Here is an 18,237-nt window from a genome sequence, read left to right on the forward strand (position 1 = left end):
GGGACAACCTTAGTGGAACTTCTGCCCTGGTCTTTTCATAGTCACTACGGCTTTACCCTGCGGGGGTACCACAGTGCCCCCAGGGGTAAGCCGGTGTTGCATGTGCTGCACGGCAATGGATTTTGCAGCCGGATGTACCAACCCATGCTGCAGCAACTGGCCGACGACTACGACTTGTTCTTATCCGATGCTCAGGGCCATGGTGACAGCGATCATGGTGGTGCCTTTATTGGCTGGAACGAAAGCGCGGAACTGGCCAGGCAGGCCTGGCTGGCACACCGGCATCTGTATCCCAATGTGCCCCATATTGGCCTGGGCCATAGCTTTGGCGGGGTGTTAACAGCGCTGAACAACGCGGCTGATCCCGGACTATTTCAGCAAGTGCTCTTGCTCGATCCGGTGTTGTTCACCCCCAGCATGTTAACCAGCATGAAAGCCCTGAGCATAGTGCGACTGTATAAACGCAACCCTTATGCCCGGGCAGCTTTAAAGCGCCGCCAACATTGGCCCGATAAAGAAAGTGCCCGTCACTACCTGCAGCAGCGTGCCTTTTTCAACAACTGGCACCCGGAGGCGCTGGCCGCCTACATTGACCATGCCCTCAAACCATCCGAGCATGGCGTAAGCCTGAAATGCCAGCCGGTTCGGGAAGCTGAAATCTTTGGCTCTTTCCCGCGCGATCTTTGGCAGCAGCTGGCCAAACCCTGCGCACCTACCCGGGTGCTTTATGGTGACCGCAGCTACCCTTTTGTTGCCAAGGCTCTGATGAAATGGCAAAAGCTCAACCCAAGGGTTGCGCTGGAGCAAGTCAGCGGTGGTCACTGTTTTATGCAAGAGCAGCCGGAACAAACAGCGGCCGCCGTTGTCCGTCATTTGGCGGCTGATTAGAACCGGTCTTTTACAGGCTTGGTGCTGTTTCTGGCCTGGATCTGTTTCTGGATGAGCACCAACAAGGTATACTATTCGAGCTTTTTATTGCCATCGCTCTGGATTGGAGTTTACATGAACATGCGTTTTGCCTTTGCTATGCTGGCGAGTGTGATGATGGTTGCGTGCAGCAGCCAGCCTGAGCGCTCTTCCGAACCGCTGCTGCCAGCAACAGTGGTACCGATAGAGGTCAGCACGGTAGAGGAGCTGCCTGACTCCGAGGTCACACAAGCCCTTGCCACCGACTTTGAAATGATTTTTATCGATCAAGACATGAGCTTTATCGGCACCCTGCCTTGTGCCGATTGCCCGGGCATTGCCTTTCATTTGAACCTGTACCGCGATGGCCGCTTTGAGATCCGGCAAGAGTATCTGGAGCGCAACAACATTTTATTGGTGAAAGGCACCTGGCTGCTGGAGCAACGCACCCTGCATCTGATGAACCAGCAACACACCCTGCCGACCTTTCAGTTTGTTAGCAATCGCCGACTCACCATGCTGGACATGGCTGGCAAACCCATCGTTTCCAGCCTGAACTACCATCTGGATCGGACCGAACGACTGCAAAGTATCGACACCCGCCGTCCAATGCTTGGCCTCTATCAGGTCAATGGCGACAGTGCCACTTTTACCCTGTGCGATTCGGGTGAGCGCTTTCAGGTGGCCATGACTCAACATCACATGCCAATGCTGCGCAATTACCGGCAAGATCCGCAATTAAGTGGTCAGGCAGTCATCGCCACCCTGACTGGCCGGCTGGGTAACGGCCAGGACAGCAACACCTTGTTCATTGATCAGTTCGAACAGTTTTGGCCCGGAGCCGCCTGTCCGCAACGTCATGCCCCGGCTGCCGTGCATGGGCTGGTATGGCGGGCAGAAAAAATTGCTGAGCAGTACGTGCCGCAGCAATTGAATGTCCGGGTGCTGTTTCGCGACAACAACACCCTCTACGGCTTTGCCGGTTGCAACAACTTCCATGGCAGCTATCGCCAACGCGCCAATACGCTTGAGATCAGCAATCTGGCGATGACCCGTAAATTCTGTGAAGAGAGCAGCCAGCTCGAGCAAAGTTTCACCCAGAGCTTACAAAACGCAGACCGCGCCGAGGTCAATGGCCATGCGCTGCAACTCTTTCAGAACAATGCAGTTATCATGCAGTTGGTACCTGCCGCCAATTAACGGTTTTCCTTTTGAGCACCTCAGGGCCCTTGCCGGTTGGCAACAGCCCTGAAGGTAGCAATTCATTGCCTGTTCAGTTCAAAGTGTTTATGCTGTGTTAAAGTGTTGATGGCTGGGCTTTTATGCGTCGCTTTGTCCGTATTTTTAGTCTGTTGCTCACCCTGGTGGTTTGCCTGTTGCTGGTCGCTTTTCTGTGGCTGCAGCAGCAACTGCGTCAACTGCCCATCCAGCAGCTGGACTACCAGATAGCTGGTTGGGGCCTGCGCCAATTGCAATTGGCTCACCTGCACTTTAGCTACCCGCTTGAGCAGCAAAGCCTTCGGGTTGAACTTGAACAACTGAGCCTTCAATGGCATTGGCAAGGCTTCCGCCCTCAGCTGCAACAGCTTGGCCTGCATAACGCCAAGCTGCATTTATCCGCTTTCCCCGTTGGCCCCGACAGCAGCACCAAGCCCGATAGCACCAGCAACAAGCTGCTGCCTGAGCGCTGGCACTGGCCAGAGTGGCTACCAGCGACCACAACCGTTGAGCAGCTGCAGCTTGATCTGCCTTGTGCGCAAAGCCGCTGCCGCTATCAAGGCTCTGTCGCGCTGCAACAGACAGAAAGTCTGGACGCCCAGCTGCAATTCAGCTCCTTGCAGCACCCGGCCCATGGCCTTAGCCTGAAACTTGAGTACCAGGTCGCTCAGAACTGGCCGCAGTTATCGGTCATGCTGGATGTCTCAGAGCTGCTAACGATGCAGTTCGACAGCGCCCTGGTCGAGGAGCAGCAGACGCAAACCCTCCATTGGCAAGGTGCGACGCAACTTGAATTGCTGCCCCCGCCTGGCTGGGTGCAGGCTGAGCTGGCGTTGTGGCAACAGCAGCTGCCAGAGAGCTGGTTGCAGCAGTTTCAACAAAGCATTCGAGCCCAGAGTAAATGGCAGTTGCAGGTACCAGCCAGGCTGGACGAATCCTTTTGGCCGCAGCTGAACGGTGACATCGAACTGCAGCTAAGCAGCCCCAGTCCCTTTTACCTGCCTGAGTTTGGGCTGATCACGGCGGAAGTTCAGGCCCATGCGCATTTTACCGATGGCCAGGCATCGCCTTTCCGGCTGGCTGCAGGTGGACGTCTGAGCGAGCTGCAATTGCCGCAGGGTTTAACGGAGCTCGGAGTCCAGCCGCAAAGCTGGTACTGGAGTTTAAGCAGTCAGCAAACGGAAGCCTTTGATCTGACCGCCCTGCCATTGCAGCTCCGTTTGCTCTCCGCCGATCAGCAGCAGCTGCTTGCCTCGCTGGAGCTCAATGCTCCGGCACAACAGCTCAGCATCCAACAGTTGCAGCTGCAACTGGCACTGCCTGAACTTCACTATCAGGACTGGTCTTTGCAGCAGTTGCAGTTAAGCACTGAGCTAACGGGCCAACTGAGCCTGAGCCAACAGCATTGGCAAACACTTGAGCCGCTGCAATTGTCGGTTGCAAGGCTGCACAATCCGGAGCTTGAGTTGACCATTGAGGCGCTCGAGCTCGCACTGTCGAATGGACAAGTGTCCTGGCAATCCAACGAGTCAGACACCAGCAGCTGGCAGCTGCAAAGCCAGGCAGACCTTAAGCTCAAGCAATTGCAGCACCCTGTCCTCAAACCTTTGAGCTGGCAGTGGCAAGGCAAGCTGCAAAGTGCATCCAAAGCTTCAGATCTGCTGCAAGCAACAGGACTGCTGACCGCCTCTTCAGGCCTGGAACTCAGTACCCAGCTCAGCAGCAGCGCCGAACAGTTCAGCCTGGCATGGCAGCTGGCGGATGTATTTGTGTTGGCCGGCAATCCATTGGCCAGCAGTTTGACGGACTGGCCAGAATTGCTGACGCTTCAACGCGGACGCATCCGGCATCAGGGTAAACTGGACTATGGCTTCAATAATGATGGCATGGCGCTCAGCAGTGAAACCCAGTTGCTTGATCTTTCCGGTTTTTACGACACCACCCTCTTTCGCAACCTGACTAGCCAGCTCGAACTCCATCTCAAGGATGATACGATTTCCATCCGCAGTTCGGACTTGACCGTAAAAGAGCTGGAACAAGGTGTCCGCGCCGGTCCTTTGCACCTGGCAGCCAGCTACCAGGCGTCGCTTGATGCGCCAACAACAGGAATGGTCCAGCTGGAGCACAAGACGCTCGGATTGTTCAATGGTGCGGTCAAGCTGCCGGCAATGACGCTGGATCTGCGTGAAGAGCGCTGGCTGCTGCCATTGCAGCTTGAGCAATTGGATTTGCAACAACTGCTGACACAGCACCCAACAACGGACTTAATGGGCCATGGCCTGATCAATGGCGAGATCCCCTTGATTATTTCCCCCCAAGGTTTCGAAGTCGCACAAGGGCGTCTGCAGGCAAAGGAGCCTGGTGGCAGCCTGAGTTATCGCTCGCCTCAGGCGCAAAGCATGGCTGCCAGTAATCCAGCCATGAAAACCATGTTCACAGCGCTGGATGATTTTCACTACACAGTGCTGAGCAGCGATGTCAGTTACAGCACCGATGGACAGCTGGTGTTGGCGCTGCGGCTGGAAGGTCGGAACCCGGCGATGGAAGGTGGCCGCCCGGTGCACTTGAACATCACGCTGGAAGAAAATATTCCGGCGCTGATTACCAGTTTACAGCTCACCAACCAACTGAACGAAGTTATACAACAACGGGTCCAGCAGCGACTGCAACAGCCGCGCCGGCCATAGGAGAAAACCATGCATGTAAAAGCACTAGCCATGTCGGCTCTTGCAGTCTGGCTGAGCGGTTGTACCCCAACCGTTCAGGTGGCTGCGCCATCCGAGCCGATCACCATTAATTTGAACGTTAAGATTGAACATGAAATTCTGATCCGGGTCGATCGCGAACTGGATCAGTTGTTCAGCGATTCCAGTGGTCTATTTTAAGGAGCTCCCCATGAAAACAGCGACTTCTGTCAAAACTCTGCTGGCAACCTTTTTGCTGCTACTGGCCTTGCCGGTGCTGGCGATGAATCTTCAACAAGCAATGAATGCTTTGGGCCCTGCCAAAGAGCAAGGATTGATTGGTGAGCAAGTCAATGGTTATCTGGGGGTGGTGCAAGACAGTGCTGAAGCCCGGCAGATTGTTGAGCTAATCAACGATGCCCGTCGTGCTGAGTACAGCCGTATCGCCCGCGATAACAACATTGCCGTCGCCGATGTGGAAGCACGGGCAGGCCAAAGAGCGATTGAACGCACCCCTGCCGGCCAGTTTGTCAAACTGGATGGTCAATGGGTAAGAAAACGCTGAATCACTTATGACAGGCCGGCTTTATAGCAGCACACAAATCCGGGCCATCGAACAGCAAGCCATTGCTGAGATGGCTCAGGGCGACTTTGTGCTGATGCAACAAGCTGCCAGCGCTTTGCTGGCTCTGCTTAAGCAACGCTGGCCAAGCAGGAAAAACCTGCTGGTGTATGCGGGTAACGGCAATAACGGTGGTGATGGCTACCTGCTGGCTGCTTACGCCCAAGCAGAGGGCTACCGGGTAACTATCAAATGCATTGGCGATCACACCACACTCCCCAAAGCCGCTCTGCTGGCTAGACAAGCAGCAGAGCAGGCTCAGGTTCCTCTGCTTAATCTTTGCGATCCCTGCAGAGCAGATGTGCTGGTAGATGCAATCTTTGGCATTGGTCTGAACAGGCCGGTTGGCGGTGATTACCTCAATGCTATCTCCCAAATCAATCAAAGTACCATTCCAGTGCTAGCGGTCGACGTTCCTTCCGGCCTATGCGCTGATACTGGCCAGGTTTTAGCTTCTGCTGTTCAGGCCGATGTCACCCTGAGCTTTATCGGTCACAAAATTGGTTTATTCACAGCAGATGGCCCCGATCACTGCGGTGAATTACTGCTGGAGCCTTTGTCGATTCCACAGCCTTTGCTGGCCGCACAGCAAGCCTGTGCAACCCTAGTCGATGGCAATCAATTACTTCGAAAACTAGCACCAAGAAAAGCCAACTTCCATAAAGGCCAGGCCGGTCATGTGGTGATTATTGGCGGTGACCACGGCATGGCTGGTGCCCCCTTACTCAGCGCCGAAGCCGCACTTCGATGTGGGGCCGGCCTAGTGACAGTGCTGACCCGAAAAGAGCATGTTCCGGCATTGGTTGCACGCCGGCCAGAGTGCATGGTGCATGGCGTAGAAGCGCAGCAGGATTTACACCCACTTTTACAGAAAGCCAGTGTGATAGTGGCAGGCCCAGGACTTGGACAGCAGTTTTGGGGCCAGCAATTGTTGCAGCAAGTACTGACGCAAAATAAACCTGTGCTGCTGGATGCGGATGCTCTAAACCTGCTGGCCCAGCAGACTGCTCCACGGCTTAATCAGCTGATCCTAACCCCGCACCCAGGTGAAGCAGCCCGTTTGCTGCACTGCAGCAGCCAAGAGGTGCAACAACATCGTTTGAATGCAGTACAGGCCTTGCAGCAGCAATATCAGACTACGGTATTGCTGAAAGGCAATGGCAGCCTGATTGCAGGTGATAAAGGCACGCAGTTACTGAATGTGGGCAACCCGGGCATGGCATCTGCCGGTATGGGCGATCTGCTTAGCGGTATCATTGCGGCTTTATGGGCACAAGGTCTCAATGCTGAAGATGCCGCTGCGCTTGGCAGCTGGTTGCATGCCTGTGCTGCAGATCACCAGGCTGCACGTTTTGGCCCCCGCGGATTGCTGGCCACGGATCTACTATCATCAGTGCGGCAACACCTCAACCAATCGCTGAATTTATTTGAGTAGTTTTATTGATTTCAATGACTTAATCACCTATTGTTAAGCTGAGTATCCGCATTTTAAGGCCGCTTCGCCCCATGCCCACAGCCGTAACGCCCCAAGGTTTAAGTGCCTGTTTGCTGCTGTTAGCCGGCTGGTTGCTGGCAGTGCCGCTTTGGGCGAATGGTCACAGGCCAAGTTACCCCCCGACGCCCTCGTTATTTTTCCAGGTCAGCAATCAGCAGCAAATTGCTGAGCAGATCATTACCGCTATCTTGCAGGATCAACAAGGTTTTTTGTGGATTGGTACCAGCAGTGGTCTGTACCGGTACGATGGCTACCGCTTTGTGCGTTTTAGCGATCAGAGTGAACAATTAACTGGCCGCTTTATCCAGTCGTTGTACTTGCGGCAAAATGGTGAGCTTTGGGTGACTGCAGCGCCCGGAGGAGTCAGTCATTTTAATGCCCAAACCCTGCGCTTTTCATCCTTTGACGATTTCCCTGAGCAGCAGTTGCCTTTTTGGCAAAGTGCCCAGGTATTGGCAGAAGATCAGCAACAACGGCTTTGGGTTGGCAGTCGCAATGGCCTGGCGTACATCGATGGTTCCGGGCAGAGTCAATTGTTGTCGCATCCAACCTTATCGGAGCTCAGTATCCGGGCTTTGCTGGTCGATAATGACAACCGCTTATGGATAGGTCATCGTCAGGGCTTGATTCAACTGGATCTTAATGCAGCGGAACTTGATCCCATTGCAATCACAGCACTCAGTGACCAGAGTGTGCTCAGCATGCAACTGGCTGAGGATGGCAGCATTTGGCTGGGAACAGCCAGCGCTGGTGTTTATGTTTGGAAAAGTGACACGAAAAACCTGCAGCCTTTCCCAGTAACAGCGCAGACCGAAGCGGCCAGCCCGGTGCATGATCTCTTGCTATTGCCCAATGACGAAATCTGGTTAGCCCGCCTTGGTGGCATAGAGCGCTGGCAGCGCAGCAGTCAGCAGCTGTTGCATCGCGATCTGCCTGATCCGTCCGATCGCTACAGTCTGGCCCATGCCGATGTGCGCGCTTTGCACCAAGATCGAGATGGAGTGATTTGGGTCGGTAGTTACGGTGGCGGTTTGCAGCATTTCCAGCGCTCGCGCCAGGTCAGTATGCTGCGTTACAGCCTGCTGCACCAACACAGTCTTTCAAATCCGGATATCAGCAGCATTTTAGAGCTTAATAACGGTGAGATCTGGTTGGGCAGCCGCGGCTCTGGTGTTGATATTGTGCAACCAGGCCAGGGCATTGTTGCCCGCATCGAGCCGGGGGCCGACTCCGGGCAACTGCAACAAGGCTGGGTCACCGCCATGACACGGCGGCCGGATGGCAGGGTTTGGCTGGCTACCTATCCTCATGGCGTTTACCAGGTCGAGCCTGATAGCCGTTCCGTTCAGATGTTGCTGTCGGGTACCGACTTTAATGAAAGTGTTCGCCGTTTTTTTACAGACAGCCAGCAGCGTCTTTGGCTGGGCACCCAGCAAGGATTGTATCTTTGGGATGATGGGGTGCAGCAACTGGTTTCATACCCATTGCTGTCCCCCTCCCCACAAGCCGATTATCTGAATGCACTGACAGAAGATCCACTGGGGCAACTTTGGGTAGGAGGTGGTTCAACCGGTTTGTACCGGCTGCACCCTGGCCAATCAGCAGCCAGCTTAGTCCACTTTGCCAATCGCGATACCCCTATTTTGAGCATTCTTGGCTTGCTGGTGGCACACAACAAGCTTTGGCTGGATACACCTGAAGGTTTGTATTTTATCGATGACTTTATGGCTGAGCAGCCGCTGCTGCACACAGCCAGCGCCGATGCACCCTCCAGTGCTTTTGGTGCCAACTTGTTGCAAGACAGTCACGGCCGGATTTGGAGTCAGCAGCGGCTGTTTAATCCCGTCACCGGCCAACTAAAGCCCCTGGCAGAGCACGATGGTTTTTTGGTCGGTACCCCCTGGTTTCGCGCTTACCAGCAAAGCCATGATGGCAAAATGCTGTTTGGCAGCACCGAGGGATTGCTGGTGGTGGATGCCGATGCCTATCAGCCAGCTTCGGACGTCTTTGCGCCCTTGGTGATTACCGCACTGCACATTGATGGCCGCGCTACTTCCCTGCCGACTGCTGAGCTTCAAATTGAACCACAGCAGCGCGGTTTTAGTCTGGAGTTTGCTGCGCTCGATCTGCTTCAAGCCAATGCCCTGCGCTACCGTTACCAACTGACAGGCTTTGACGATGACTGGCGTACCATGGATGCATCGCAACGCCAGCTTAGTTACACCAATCTTTGGCCAGGGCACTACCAACTTCGGATCCAAAGCAGCAATGCCCAGGGCGATTGGAACCCTGAGCTGCTGACGTTGGATATTCGAGTACTGCCCAAGCTATGGCAGCAGGGGTGGTTTGCCCTGCTCTGCTTGCTTTTGCTGGTCGCTGTGCTGACGGCTCTGTATCTATGGCGAATGCACGCAGAGCGGCGCAAGGCCATAGCATTGCGCCATCAGGTTGCCAGGCAGCAACGTGAGCTGGAAGCCGCACAAAAACTGCTGGTAGAAAAAGAGAAAATGGCCTCTTTGGGGCAGGTGGTTGCAGGCGTGGCGCATGAATTAAACACCCCGCTTGGCATCGGATTAACCTCCAGCACCGTCTTGTTAAATGAAACTGAGCAAATGACGGCGCTTTACCAGCAAAAGCAAATCACCAATCAGAAAATGCAATCCTTCCTGCAGCACTGCCGCGAACATTTGCAGCTGCTGATTAAAAACCTTGAGCGCAGTGCCGATCTGGTGCATCACTTCAAACAGGTCGCGGTGGATCAAAACGATGCCCGGTTGCAAAGTATTCAGCTGCCCCACTGGTTGCAAGAGCGGATCAAGCCTTATCAACTCGGCTATCCAGACATCGACTTCCACTTATCCTGCCCACAGATGCAGCTGGAGCTGCGTGCCCAGGCCCTGGAGCAAATTATTTTCCAATTGCTGCAAAACTGCTGCCTGCATGCCTTTGCCATGAGCGGCTCAAAACAGGTGCGTATTGAGTTAAGCGTTACGGCTACCGAGTGCCATTTGTTGATTGAAGACGATGGCCAGGGCATCGCACCTGACATACAGCAGCACATTTTCGAACCCTTTGTCACCAGCAAACGAGGCAGCCAGTGCCATGGACTGGGTTTGCATCTAAGCTACAACTTAGCCAGTCAGGTGTTAAATGGCAGCATTGAGTTGCAACACAGCAGCCCTGAGGGGACCCGCTTCCTAGTGCGCTTCCCACGCCAACCTGAGGCCCTATAAACAGCGGCCCAAGCCACTTGCTTTTTTAGCAAAAAGGTCCAATATAAGGGTTATCCCCGCCTGTTCCGCAGGCGGTTTTTTTATGTGACAGGAGATAGCAATGTCCAAACAACCTGCGATTATTCTTTCAAGCCTGGATTACGATCGCATTGACGCTTTACTGGCCAAAGAAAAAGAGCTGAGCCCAGTACACGAACAGCTGTTGCTGGAAATGGAACGGGCGACATTGGTTGAGCCAGAAGCCGTTCCGGCCAATGTGGTGACCATGCATTCTAAAGTACGCTTTAAACTGAAAAGCAGTGGCAAGGAGTTTGAGAAAACCCTGTGCTACCCGCAAGAGCTGGCAACGACCAGCGATGGCATTTCGATTTTCGCACCGGTCGGCGCTGCGCTGATTGGTTTAGCGGTCGGCCAGCACATCGACTGGCCGATGCCGGGTGGACAACTGGATCAAGTAGAAATTGTTGAACTGGTTGATCAGCCCGAGCGTAAAGGCGAATACCACCGCTAAGCATTCAGCCTCTATAATGATGACAAGGGCAGCGTCGCTGCCCTATTCAACCATCTCCAGAATCGGGTCCATAATATCCTGCATCGTAACGAGACCAGCCAGTTCGTTGTTGTTCAACACCAGCACCCGTTTAATACGCTGCTGGCTCATCAAAGCGGCCACATGCTTGACCGCTAAGTCTTCGCCGACCGCTACCACTGGCTTGGTATAAATGTCGTACACGTGCAATAAATCAATATCGCCACTTTCTGCCACAATGGTTTTTAAAATATTGGTGTGGGTAATCAGGCCATAGGCATCATACGGCTGCTGCTTATCCACCACCAAAGATTTTAAGTCGTGCTTCTTCATCAGGCTAAGCGCTTCACGCAAGGTGGTAAAAGGCGATACCGTCACCACCTCTTTCACCATAATGTCTTTCACCAGTCGAACCGAGTCCATACTAGAGTTCCTCTTTTAAATGTTGTTCAAAGCGCTGCACTTGTTTGACATCAATGCCAGCTAAATGCTCCAGCGGCACGGTAAAAACCAGACCTTCAGAGCCGCCTTCATCTTTGGCCACCACGTTTTTGATGGCTTTAAGCACCCCCAAAGACAATGACTTTTCCAACACCATAATCAGCACGCTCTGACTGCCTTCAAAGCTCAAACCAAAGAAGGTTTTGCGCTCATCGCAGGGAATGCCTTTGCCCGCCAATATGGTAATGCCGGTAGCACCATGTTTACGGGCAGCTTTGATGGTTTGCTCTTCGTACTCATCGTTGACGATGGCCACAAGGGCTGAGAACTTCATGCGGGTTGTCTCCTGAATTTGGCGGCGTACTCCATGATAATTGCGTACGCCATCACGGTAATAATGGGGAAAATCGAGGCAAAGGCGATCAGGCCAAAGCCATCGATCAGCACATTGCGTCCTTCAATATGGGTGGCCAGGCCAATGCCCAGGGCGGTGACCAAAGGCACCGTTACTTCCGAGGTGGTCACGCCCCCCAAATCAAAGGCCAGGGCAATAATGTATTTGGGTGCCAGCGCCGTCAGCAAAATCACCAACAAGTAGCCGGCCATGATGTAATAGTGGATGGAGTCGCCGGTAATAATGCGGTGCACGCCGACGGCAATGCCAATCGCAACGCCAAGGGCAACAATAATACGGATCACACTGCCTTTTAATTTACCGGGTGCGGCTTGCTCGGCTTGCTCACCAACGGCAATCAGTGCTGGCTCAGCCATGGTAGTAGCAAAGCCTATCATAAAGGCAAACAGGTAAATAAACGGCAGGTAGTTGCGCGCCATCAATTGCTCCGCCATGCCTTCGCCTATCGGGAAAAGTCCGAGCTTTAAACCAATGACAAAAGCATAGAGACCAAGCAGCACCATGATAAAACCGAAAACTACTTTGACAGGATTTTTCAGCGGTTTGCGCAGTACCAGATACTGAAAAAACAGCACCACCAGAATAATCGGCAGCACATCGCGCAGCATGGTCAGTAAATCAAGCAGCATTTGCAGCAGTGGATGCACCGCTTTGATGTCGGTCGCAACCAACTCCAGCGCCAACTCCGGTGTGGGCGCCACGTTGTACACCCAGATGCCATACAGCTGCACACTGATCATTGGCACCATTACCGCCATCGCCACCAGACCAAAGCCATCCATCAAGGGGTTACGGCCCCGAATGGATGCCGCCAGGCCTAACCCCAGCGCGGCAATCAACGGCACTGTGACAATGTTGGTGGTGACCCCACCCGAGTCGTACGCCAGGCCTACAATTTCTTCTGGCGCAAACCAAGTGACCGTCACCACCAGGATGTAACCGATGATCATGTACCAGTGAATGGGATGGCCCAAAATAATGCGCAGCACACCAATGGCCATCACCGCCCCCACCGACAGCGCGACAATCAGCCGCAGCGTCAGGCCATCAACCCGGCCATCGCTGATTTGCTCGGCTTGCTGGGCCACTGCAATCAGAGCTGGCTCGGCCACCACGGCCGAAAAGCCCATGGCAAAGCCAAAGGCCATTAAAATGGGAATGGAGCCTTTACGGGCAAACTGATTGGCCAGGCTTTTGCCAACTGGAAAGATACTGAACTCCAGTCCCTGCAAAAACATCGCCACGCCAAGAGCCACAATGCCAAGCCCAAGCGCCAGCATCCAGGGATCGTTGGGCATTTGCCGTAAAATCACCGCCTGAAAGAACACCACCACCACCACTATGGGTAGCAGGTTTTTACTGGCATGTAGTATTTGATGCAGAAAGTCCTTCAGGAACTGCACTCAGCCTCCAATTCGAGATCAGTAAAGCTTTAATAGCAACTGCTTGTATTTCATTCGTTTTTATAGCTTATAGTCTAGCTTAGTTTCTGCCTAATTTTATTGATCGAAAATAAAAAAATCCCGGCATAGGCCGGGACTTTGTTGTTTTGTAACCGCACGAAAGCGCGAACCGTCAGTCTACCTTGCAAGGCGTCAACTGCCAGACCCGGTCGACATAATCCTGAATCGAGCGATCCGAGGTGAACTTGCCAACACAGGCGGTGTTCATCATGGCTTTTTTCGCCCAGCCGGCTTTATCGCGGTACCAGCCGTCGATTTGCTGCTGCGCCGCCTGGTAACCTTCAAAGTCGGCCAGCACCAAATAAGGATCACCGCCTTCCAGCAGGCTGTGCTTGATTGCCGCCAGCTCGCCCGGTTTGCCCGGCGTGAAGTAATCGGTCTCCAGCCAGTCTAAAATGGCTTTGATCTCCGGGTTGTTGTGGTAGTAATCCCGGCTGTGATAGCCACTTTGACGCAGCGCTTTGACTTCATCCACCGTTAAGCCAAAGATGGCAATGTTGTCCTCGCCCACTTCCTCGGCAATCTCAATGTTGGCGCCATCCAGAGTACCCACGGTAATGGCACCATTTAGCGCCAGTTTCATATTGCCGGTACCGGAAGCCTCTTTACCGGCGGTGGAGATTTGCTCCGACACATCGGCCGCCGGGATCATCTTCTCGGCCAGCGTTACCCGGTAGTTCGGCATAAAGACCACTTTGATGCGATCTTTCACCCGCTTATCGTGGTTGATCTTCTCGGCCACCTTGTTGATGGCATAGATGATCTCTTTCGCCAGCTTGTAGCCAGGCGCCGCCTTGGCGCCAAAAATAAACACCCGCGGCACCATGTCGTAATCCGGGTTTTGCAGGATCCGACGATACAATGCCAGAATATGCAGCAAGTTCAGATGCTGACGTTTGTACTCGTGCAGTCGCTTGATTTGAATGTCAAAAATAGCAGCCGGGTCGACCGCCACCCCGGTTAAATCCTGAATCACTTTGGCCAAATCGGCTTTGTTCTGCTGCTTGATGGCCATAAAGTCATCCTGCACCTTAGGATCATCGGCATGAGCGGCCAGTTTCGACAACTGCTTCAGATCCGTTGGCCAGTCGCTGCCAATCAAACGGTCCAGCATCGACGACAGCCGTGGGTTGCAGGCTTTTAACCAGCGCCGAGGCGTAACGCCATTGGTGACATTGGTAAATTTCTCCGGCCACAGTGCCACCATTTCCGGGAACAAATCGGATTGCACCAGTTTAGAATGAACTTCGGCCACGCCATTGACCCGGAACGAGCCCACCACCGACAAATGCCCCATCCGCACCATCGGCTCATGGCCTTCTTCGATGATCGACAGCTTGCGCTTTTTGTCGTTGTCGCCCGGCCAGCGCACGTCCACTTGCTCCAGCAAGAAACGGCGGTTGATTTCGTAAATGATTTCCAGATGGCGCGGCAGTACTTTTTCAAACATCCGAACCGACCAACTCTCCAGCGCCTCGGGCAGCAAAGTATGGTTGGTGTAAGCAAACACCTGCTGACAAATGCCCCAGGCTTCATCCCAGTGCATATCGGCGCGGTCCACCAGAATACGCATCAGCTCCGGGATAGCGACCGCCGGGTGGGTATCGTTCAGCTGAATCACCACTTGCTCAGGGAACTTGCTCCAGTCATCGCCATGGGCGCGTTTGTAGCGGCGAATAATGTCTTTTAACGAGCAGGAGCAGAAGAAATACTGCTGAATCAACCGCAGCTCTTTGCCTGCTTCGGTTTCATCGTTCGGGTACAACACCTTGGAAATGGTTTCCGCTTCGATGTTCTCGCGCGAAGCATCGACGTAACCGCCGGAGTTAAACACATCCCAGTTAAAGAAATCGCTGGCACGGCTTTCCCATAAACGCAGCACATTGACCGAGCTGCCATGGTAACCCACCACCGGAATGTCCCAGGGCACCCCTTTGATGATGCGCCCCGGGTGCCAGACTTTTTTCATCCGGCCTTGCAAATCGTAGACGGTTTCGACATAGCCATAGACCGAGATTTCCTGCACCGACTCGGGCCGGCAAATCTCCCACGGGTTGCCGTACTCGCGCCAGCTGTCCGGTCGCTCGATTTGGCGGCCAGCCTGAAACTCCTGCTGGAACAAACCGTGCTCGTAATGGATACCATAACCGACCGCCGGCAGGTTCATGGTCGCCAGCGAGTCGATAAAGCAAGCAGCAAGACGGCCAAGACCGCCGTTGCCCAGCGCCATGTCTTCTTCCTGGTCTTCCAAATCGGCAATATCATGACCCAGTTCAGCCAGCGCTTGTTTGGCCGACTGATACAAGCCCAAATTGTGCAGGTTGTTGCTGAACAGACGGCCCATCAGGTACTCGAGACTGAAGTAGTGCACCGCCCGGGTGTCTTGCTGGTAATGTTCACGCTGGGTAGTCCGCAGGCCGTCGAACACCGACTCGTTGATGGCGGCACAGGTGGCCCGCCACCAGGCTTGAGGGCTGGCTTTGTTGATGTCCGTACCCAGGGTTGCGTGCAGATGACGAATAATGCGTTCTTTCAACTGCTCGGCGTTCAGACTCGCTGTTGCCGGCGTGGATGATGAGGAGATCTTTGTTTTAGTCATTGCCAATCCTGTTGGTTAGTAGCTCACCGGTCTGCCCTGGCCACAAGACGTTTGGGGGCATGCTAAAGCTTAGCTGCTGGCAAGGCCCAGACAAGTGAAAGATTTCTTGCTATTAAATGTAAAAAGATTACAAAAAACAAGGCAGGAATACGTTTGCATAGGCATTGACAGCAAAATATCGTAACAATATTACAGCTTGATGGCCGCGATCAGGGGTTGATCGCGGCAAAAACGGCATCGACAAAGCTTTTGGCGTCCTGTTCCAACAAAGCCAGGTGATCGCCATCGACAAAACTTTCCAGGTAAATCTTGTAGGTGTTTTCAGTCCCCGAGGGTCTGGCAGCAAACCAGCCATTTTGGGTCACGACTTTCACCCCGCCAATACCAGCCTGGTTGCCCGGTGCTTTGGTCATCACGCCTAAGATAGCATCCCCTGCCAACTCGATTTGCGCCACACTGCTGGCATCCAGCTGTTTCAGCGCTTGCTTTTGCGCAGGTGTTGCAGCGGCATCGAGCCGGCGGTACAAAGGACTGCCCAGCTCTTTGGTCAGAGCCTGATAATGCTGATAGGGATCGACCCCGGTTTTGGCCAGGATTTCCGCAGCCAGCAGTCCCAGAATAAAACCGTCTTTATCGGTGCTCCAGGCACTGCCGTCAAAACGTAAAAAACTGGCACCGGCACTTTCTTCGCCACCAAAAGCCACAGAGCCGTCGGCCAGACCATCAACAAACCATTTAAAGCCAACGGGGACCTCGTAGAGTGCACGACCGCGAGCCGCCACTACCCGGTCAATTAACGCACTGGATACCAGGGTTTTGCCAATCTTAAGCTCCGCAGGCCAGTCTGGCCGGTTACTCAACAGGTAGTTGATGGCCACCGCCAGATAATGATTCGGATTCATCAGGCCACCACTGCGGGTGACAATGCCATGGCGGTCAAAATCCGGATCGTTGCCAATGGCGATGTCGTACTGATCTTTCAGTTGAATCAAATGACTCATTGCATAGGCCGATGAGCAGTCCATCCGAATCACGCCATCTTTATCCAGCGGCATAAAACCAAAAGCCGGGTCGACCTTCTCGTTCACCACGGTTAAATCCAGCCCATAGTGCCTGGCAATTACCGGCCAATAGCCAATGCCAGAGCCGCCCATGGGATCAACCGCAATCCGGATGCCCGCTTTCGCGATGGCGGCCATATCCACCACCTGCTGCAATTCTTCCACGTAGGGTTGCACGTAATCGTATGGCTCGCACAAGGCGGAAGCCAGCGCCTGGTCGAGGGGTATCCGTTTTACACCGTCTAAGCCCGAAGCCAATAACGCATTAGCACGTTGCTGAATGGCATCGGTCACATCGGTATCGGCTGGCCCACCGTGCGGCGGGTTGTACTTAATGCCGCCATCCTGCGGTGGATTGTGCGAAGGCGTGATCACCAGCCCATCGGCCTTTTCGGCATGCACCTTGTTGTGGTTGATGATGGCATGGGAAATCACCGGCGTTGGCGTAAACCCATGTCCTTGCTGGATACGCACCCGTACCCCATTGGCCACCAACACCTGCACCACCGAAGCAAAAGCAGGCTCGGACAAGGCATGGGTGTCCTTGCCAATCAACAAAGGACCATGGATGCCAGCTTGCTGCCGGTACTCCGCGACAGCCTGACTGATGGCCAACAAATGGGGTTCATTGAAGGCATGCGCTAATGCACTGCCACGATGCCCGGATGTGCCAAAACTGACCAAATGTTGCGGATTGCTCACATCGGGCTTGCGCTCGTAATAACAGCTGATCAGCTGACAAACATCGATAAGCTGATCCTGTGCAGCTACCTGACCAGCATTGGGGTGCACTGACATACAAAGTCCTTAAAGTAGATCGCGAATTTGTTCCGCCTGTTGCTCGTTGTAACCAAGTTTAAGCGCCGCTTCCGTGAGCATCATTTTTTTGCGGGTGGTATTGGAGTTGCTAATTACCCAGAAGTCTGTTTCCGGAATGGCTTTTGGGTTGGTACTGCTGCCGGTTTGCAACAGCTCGGCCTCATTGCGACCGAAGTACTGACGGTCACGCCCCTTGATCTCCAGCACCTTGGCAAAGTCAGCCGGATGGGCTTTAGCCAGCGCCGATAAGATCAGCAAAAAGCGGCCGACAATGCTGGATTCTGCTTGCAGATCCTGTCGACTGATTCTATCCAGCACGGAGGCAGCAGTGCCCGAGTTACTGGTTTTATTGTTGGCTTTGGCCGGTGCGGGTTCAGCAACAGCGCTCTCCTGCGGGCTCTCTACCGCGGGCACCGACGCATCGGCGGCTCCCAGTAACAAACGACGCAGGATCTGGGAGGCACTTTCACCAATTTGCTGGGTTTGACTGGCAATGTACTGGTACAACTCTTCATCAATTTCAATGGTTTTCATGCATATGGCCTGTTGCGGGAACATCAAAAGGTAGATTCTGTTGCATTATATAAAGCCCCCTCACCAGTTACCAGCCTGTATCGACTGCTTGCTCGTTTCTGCTACTATATACCCAAGTGACCTCAAGATGCGAGCTTCAGAGTCGCTGGGTGCTTTCCATCCTCAGGTTCGCGAAACGGTATATCCCTATACCCGCTTTCAATGCAAGGCACACTGGC

At 53.8% G+C, this 18,237-nt stretch carries 14 protein-coding genes; 8 read left to right on the plus strand and 6 right to left on the minus strand.

The window, feature by feature from the left end; translation table 11 throughout:
• Positions 1-12 precede the first annotated feature (12 nt).
• The 8 genes from Q3O59_RS07120 (at position 13) to rnk (ending at position 10,669) form a co-directional block, all read left to right on the plus strand.
• A complete protein-coding gene (locus Q3O59_RS07120) occupies positions 13-888 on the plus strand; it encodes an alpha/beta fold hydrolase (RefSeq protein WP_305944910.1) in 876 nt (291 codons plus the stop codon).
• 114 nt (positions 889-1,002) lie between these two features.
• Positions 1,003-2,106, plus strand: a complete 1,104-nt coding sequence (locus Q3O59_RS07125) for a copper resistance protein NlpE N-terminal domain-containing protein (RefSeq protein WP_305944911.1) — start codon at positions 1,003-1,005, stop codon at positions 2,104-2,106.
• A gap of 122 nt (positions 2,107-2,228) precedes the next feature.
• Positions 2,229-4,811, plus strand: a complete 2,583-nt coding sequence (locus Q3O59_RS07130; protein ID WP_305944912.1) for an intermembrane phospholipid transport protein YdbH family protein — start codon at positions 2,229-2,231, stop codon at positions 4,809-4,811.
• Positions 4,812-4,820: 9 nt separating this feature from the next.
• Complete coding sequence (locus Q3O59_RS07135; protein WP_228591122.1) at positions 4,821-5,009, plus strand: YnbE family lipoprotein; 189 nt, start codon at positions 4,821-4,823, stop codon at positions 5,007-5,009.
• Between the two features lie 10 nt (positions 5,010-5,019).
• The gene (locus tag Q3O59_RS07140; RefSeq protein WP_305944913.1) at positions 5,020-5,373 is read left to right on the plus strand and encodes a YdbL family probable chaperone protein; all 354 of its coding nucleotides are present in this window, start codon (positions 5,020-5,022) and stop codon (positions 5,371-5,373) included.
• A gap of 7 nt (positions 5,374-5,380) precedes the next feature.
• Complete coding sequence (locus Q3O59_RS07145; protein WP_305944914.1) at positions 5,381-6,865, plus strand: NAD(P)H-hydrate dehydratase; 1,485 nt, start codon at positions 5,381-5,383, stop codon at positions 6,863-6,865.
• A gap of 71 nt (positions 6,866-6,936) precedes the next feature.
• The gene (locus tag Q3O59_RS07150) at positions 6,937-10,158 is read left to right on the plus strand and encodes a sensor histidine kinase (protein ID WP_305944915.1); all 3,222 of its coding nucleotides are present in this window, start codon (positions 6,937-6,939) and stop codon (positions 10,156-10,158) included.
• 100 nt (positions 10,159-10,258) lie between these two features.
• The gene (gene rnk / locus Q3O59_RS07155; protein WP_305944916.1) at positions 10,259-10,669 is read left to right on the plus strand and encodes a nucleoside diphosphate kinase regulator; all 411 of its coding nucleotides are present in this window, start codon (positions 10,259-10,261) and stop codon (positions 10,667-10,669) included.
• A gap of 42 nt (positions 10,670-10,711) precedes the next feature.
• Here rnk and Q3O59_RS07160 read toward each other — a convergent pair whose 3' ends face one another.
• The 6 genes from Q3O59_RS07160 to seqA form a co-directional block, all read right to left on the minus strand.
• Entirely contained in the window at positions 10,712-11,110 is a 399-nt protein-coding gene (locus Q3O59_RS07160) for a CBS domain-containing protein (protein ID WP_305944917.1), read from the minus strand.
• 1 nt (position 11,111) lies between these two features.
• Entirely contained in the window at positions 11,112-11,462 is a 351-nt protein-coding gene (locus Q3O59_RS07165) for a P-II family nitrogen regulator (RefSeq protein ID WP_305944918.1), read from the minus strand.
• The gene (locus Q3O59_RS07170; RefSeq protein ID WP_305944919.1) at positions 11,459-12,946 is read right to left on the minus strand and encodes a DUF1538 domain-containing protein; all 1,488 of its coding nucleotides are present in this window, start codon (positions 12,944-12,946) and stop codon (positions 11,459-11,461) included. Before Q3O59_RS07170 ends, Q3O59_RS07165 begins: the two co-directional genes overlap by 4 nt.
• Positions 12,947-13,118: 172 nt before the next feature.
• Complete coding sequence (locus Q3O59_RS07175) at positions 13,119-15,605, minus strand: glycogen/starch/alpha-glucan phosphorylase (protein ID WP_305944920.1); 2,487 nt, start codon at positions 15,603-15,605, stop codon at positions 13,119-13,121.
• Positions 15,606-15,814: 209 nt separating this feature from the next.
• The gene (gene pgm, locus Q3O59_RS07180; protein ID WP_305944921.1) at positions 15,815-17,464 is read right to left on the minus strand and encodes a phosphoglucomutase (alpha-D-glucose-1,6-bisphosphate-dependent); all 1,650 of its coding nucleotides are present in this window, start codon (positions 17,462-17,464) and stop codon (positions 15,815-15,817) included.
• Positions 17,465-17,473: 9 nt separating this feature from the next.
• Positions 17,474-18,019 carry a replication initiation negative regulator SeqA gene (gene seqA / locus Q3O59_RS07185; RefSeq protein WP_305944922.1) on the minus strand — a complete coding sequence of 182 codons (546 nt, stop codon included), beginning with the start codon at positions 18,017-18,019 and terminating at the stop codon, positions 17,474-17,476.
• Between the last annotated feature and the right edge of the window lie 218 nt (positions 18,020-18,237).

Source organism: Alkalimonas delamerensis (genome assembly GCF_030717955.1).
Taxonomy (GTDB): domain Bacteria; phylum Pseudomonadota; class Gammaproteobacteria; order Enterobacterales; family Alteromonadaceae; genus Alkalimonas; species Alkalimonas delamerensis.

Bases quoted from the DNA above. Each gene is read 5' to 3' on its own strand.
- Q3O59_RS07125 (WP_305944911.1), top strand. From the start codon at position 1,003: ATGAACATGCGTTTTGCCTTTGCTATGCTGGCGAGTGTGATGATGGTT.
- Q3O59_RS07130 (WP_305944912.1), top strand. From the start codon at position 2,229: ATGCGTCGCTTTGTCCGTATTTTTAGTCTGTTGCTCACCCTGGTGGTT.
- Q3O59_RS07135 (WP_228591122.1), top strand. From the start codon at position 4,821: ATGCATGTAAAAGCACTAGCCATGTCGGCTCTTGCAGTCTGGCTGAGC.
- Q3O59_RS07140 (WP_305944913.1), top strand. From the start codon at position 5,020: ATGAAAACAGCGACTTCTGTCAAAACTCTGCTGGCAACCTTTTTGCTG.
- Q3O59_RS07145 (WP_305944914.1), top strand. From the start codon at position 5,381: ATGACAGGCCGGCTTTATAGCAGCACACAAATCCGGGCCATCGAACAG.
- Q3O59_RS07150 (WP_305944915.1), top strand. From the start codon at position 6,937: ATGCCCACAGCCGTAACGCCCCAAGGTTTAAGTGCCTGTTTGCTGCTG.
- rnk (WP_305944916.1), top strand. From the start codon at position 10,259: ATGTCCAAACAACCTGCGATTATTCTTTCAAGCCTGGATTACGATCGC.
- Q3O59_RS07160 (WP_305944917.1), bottom strand. From the start codon at position 11,110: ATGGACTCGGTTCGACTGGTGAAAGACATTATGGTGAAAGAGGTGGTG.
- Q3O59_RS07165 (WP_305944918.1), bottom strand. From the start codon at position 11,462: ATGAAGTTCTCAGCCCTTGTGGCCATCGTCAACGATGAGTACGAAGAG.
- Q3O59_RS07175 (WP_305944920.1), bottom strand. From the start codon at position 15,605: ATGACTAAAACAAAGATCTCCTCATCATCCACGCCGGCAACAGCGAGT.
- pgm (WP_305944921.1), bottom strand. From the start codon at position 17,464: ATGTCAGTGCACCCCAATGCTGGTCAGGTAGCTGCACAGGATCAGCTT.
- seqA (WP_305944922.1), bottom strand. From the start codon at position 18,019: ATGAAAACCATTGAAATTGATGAAGAGTTGTACCAGTACATTGCCAGT.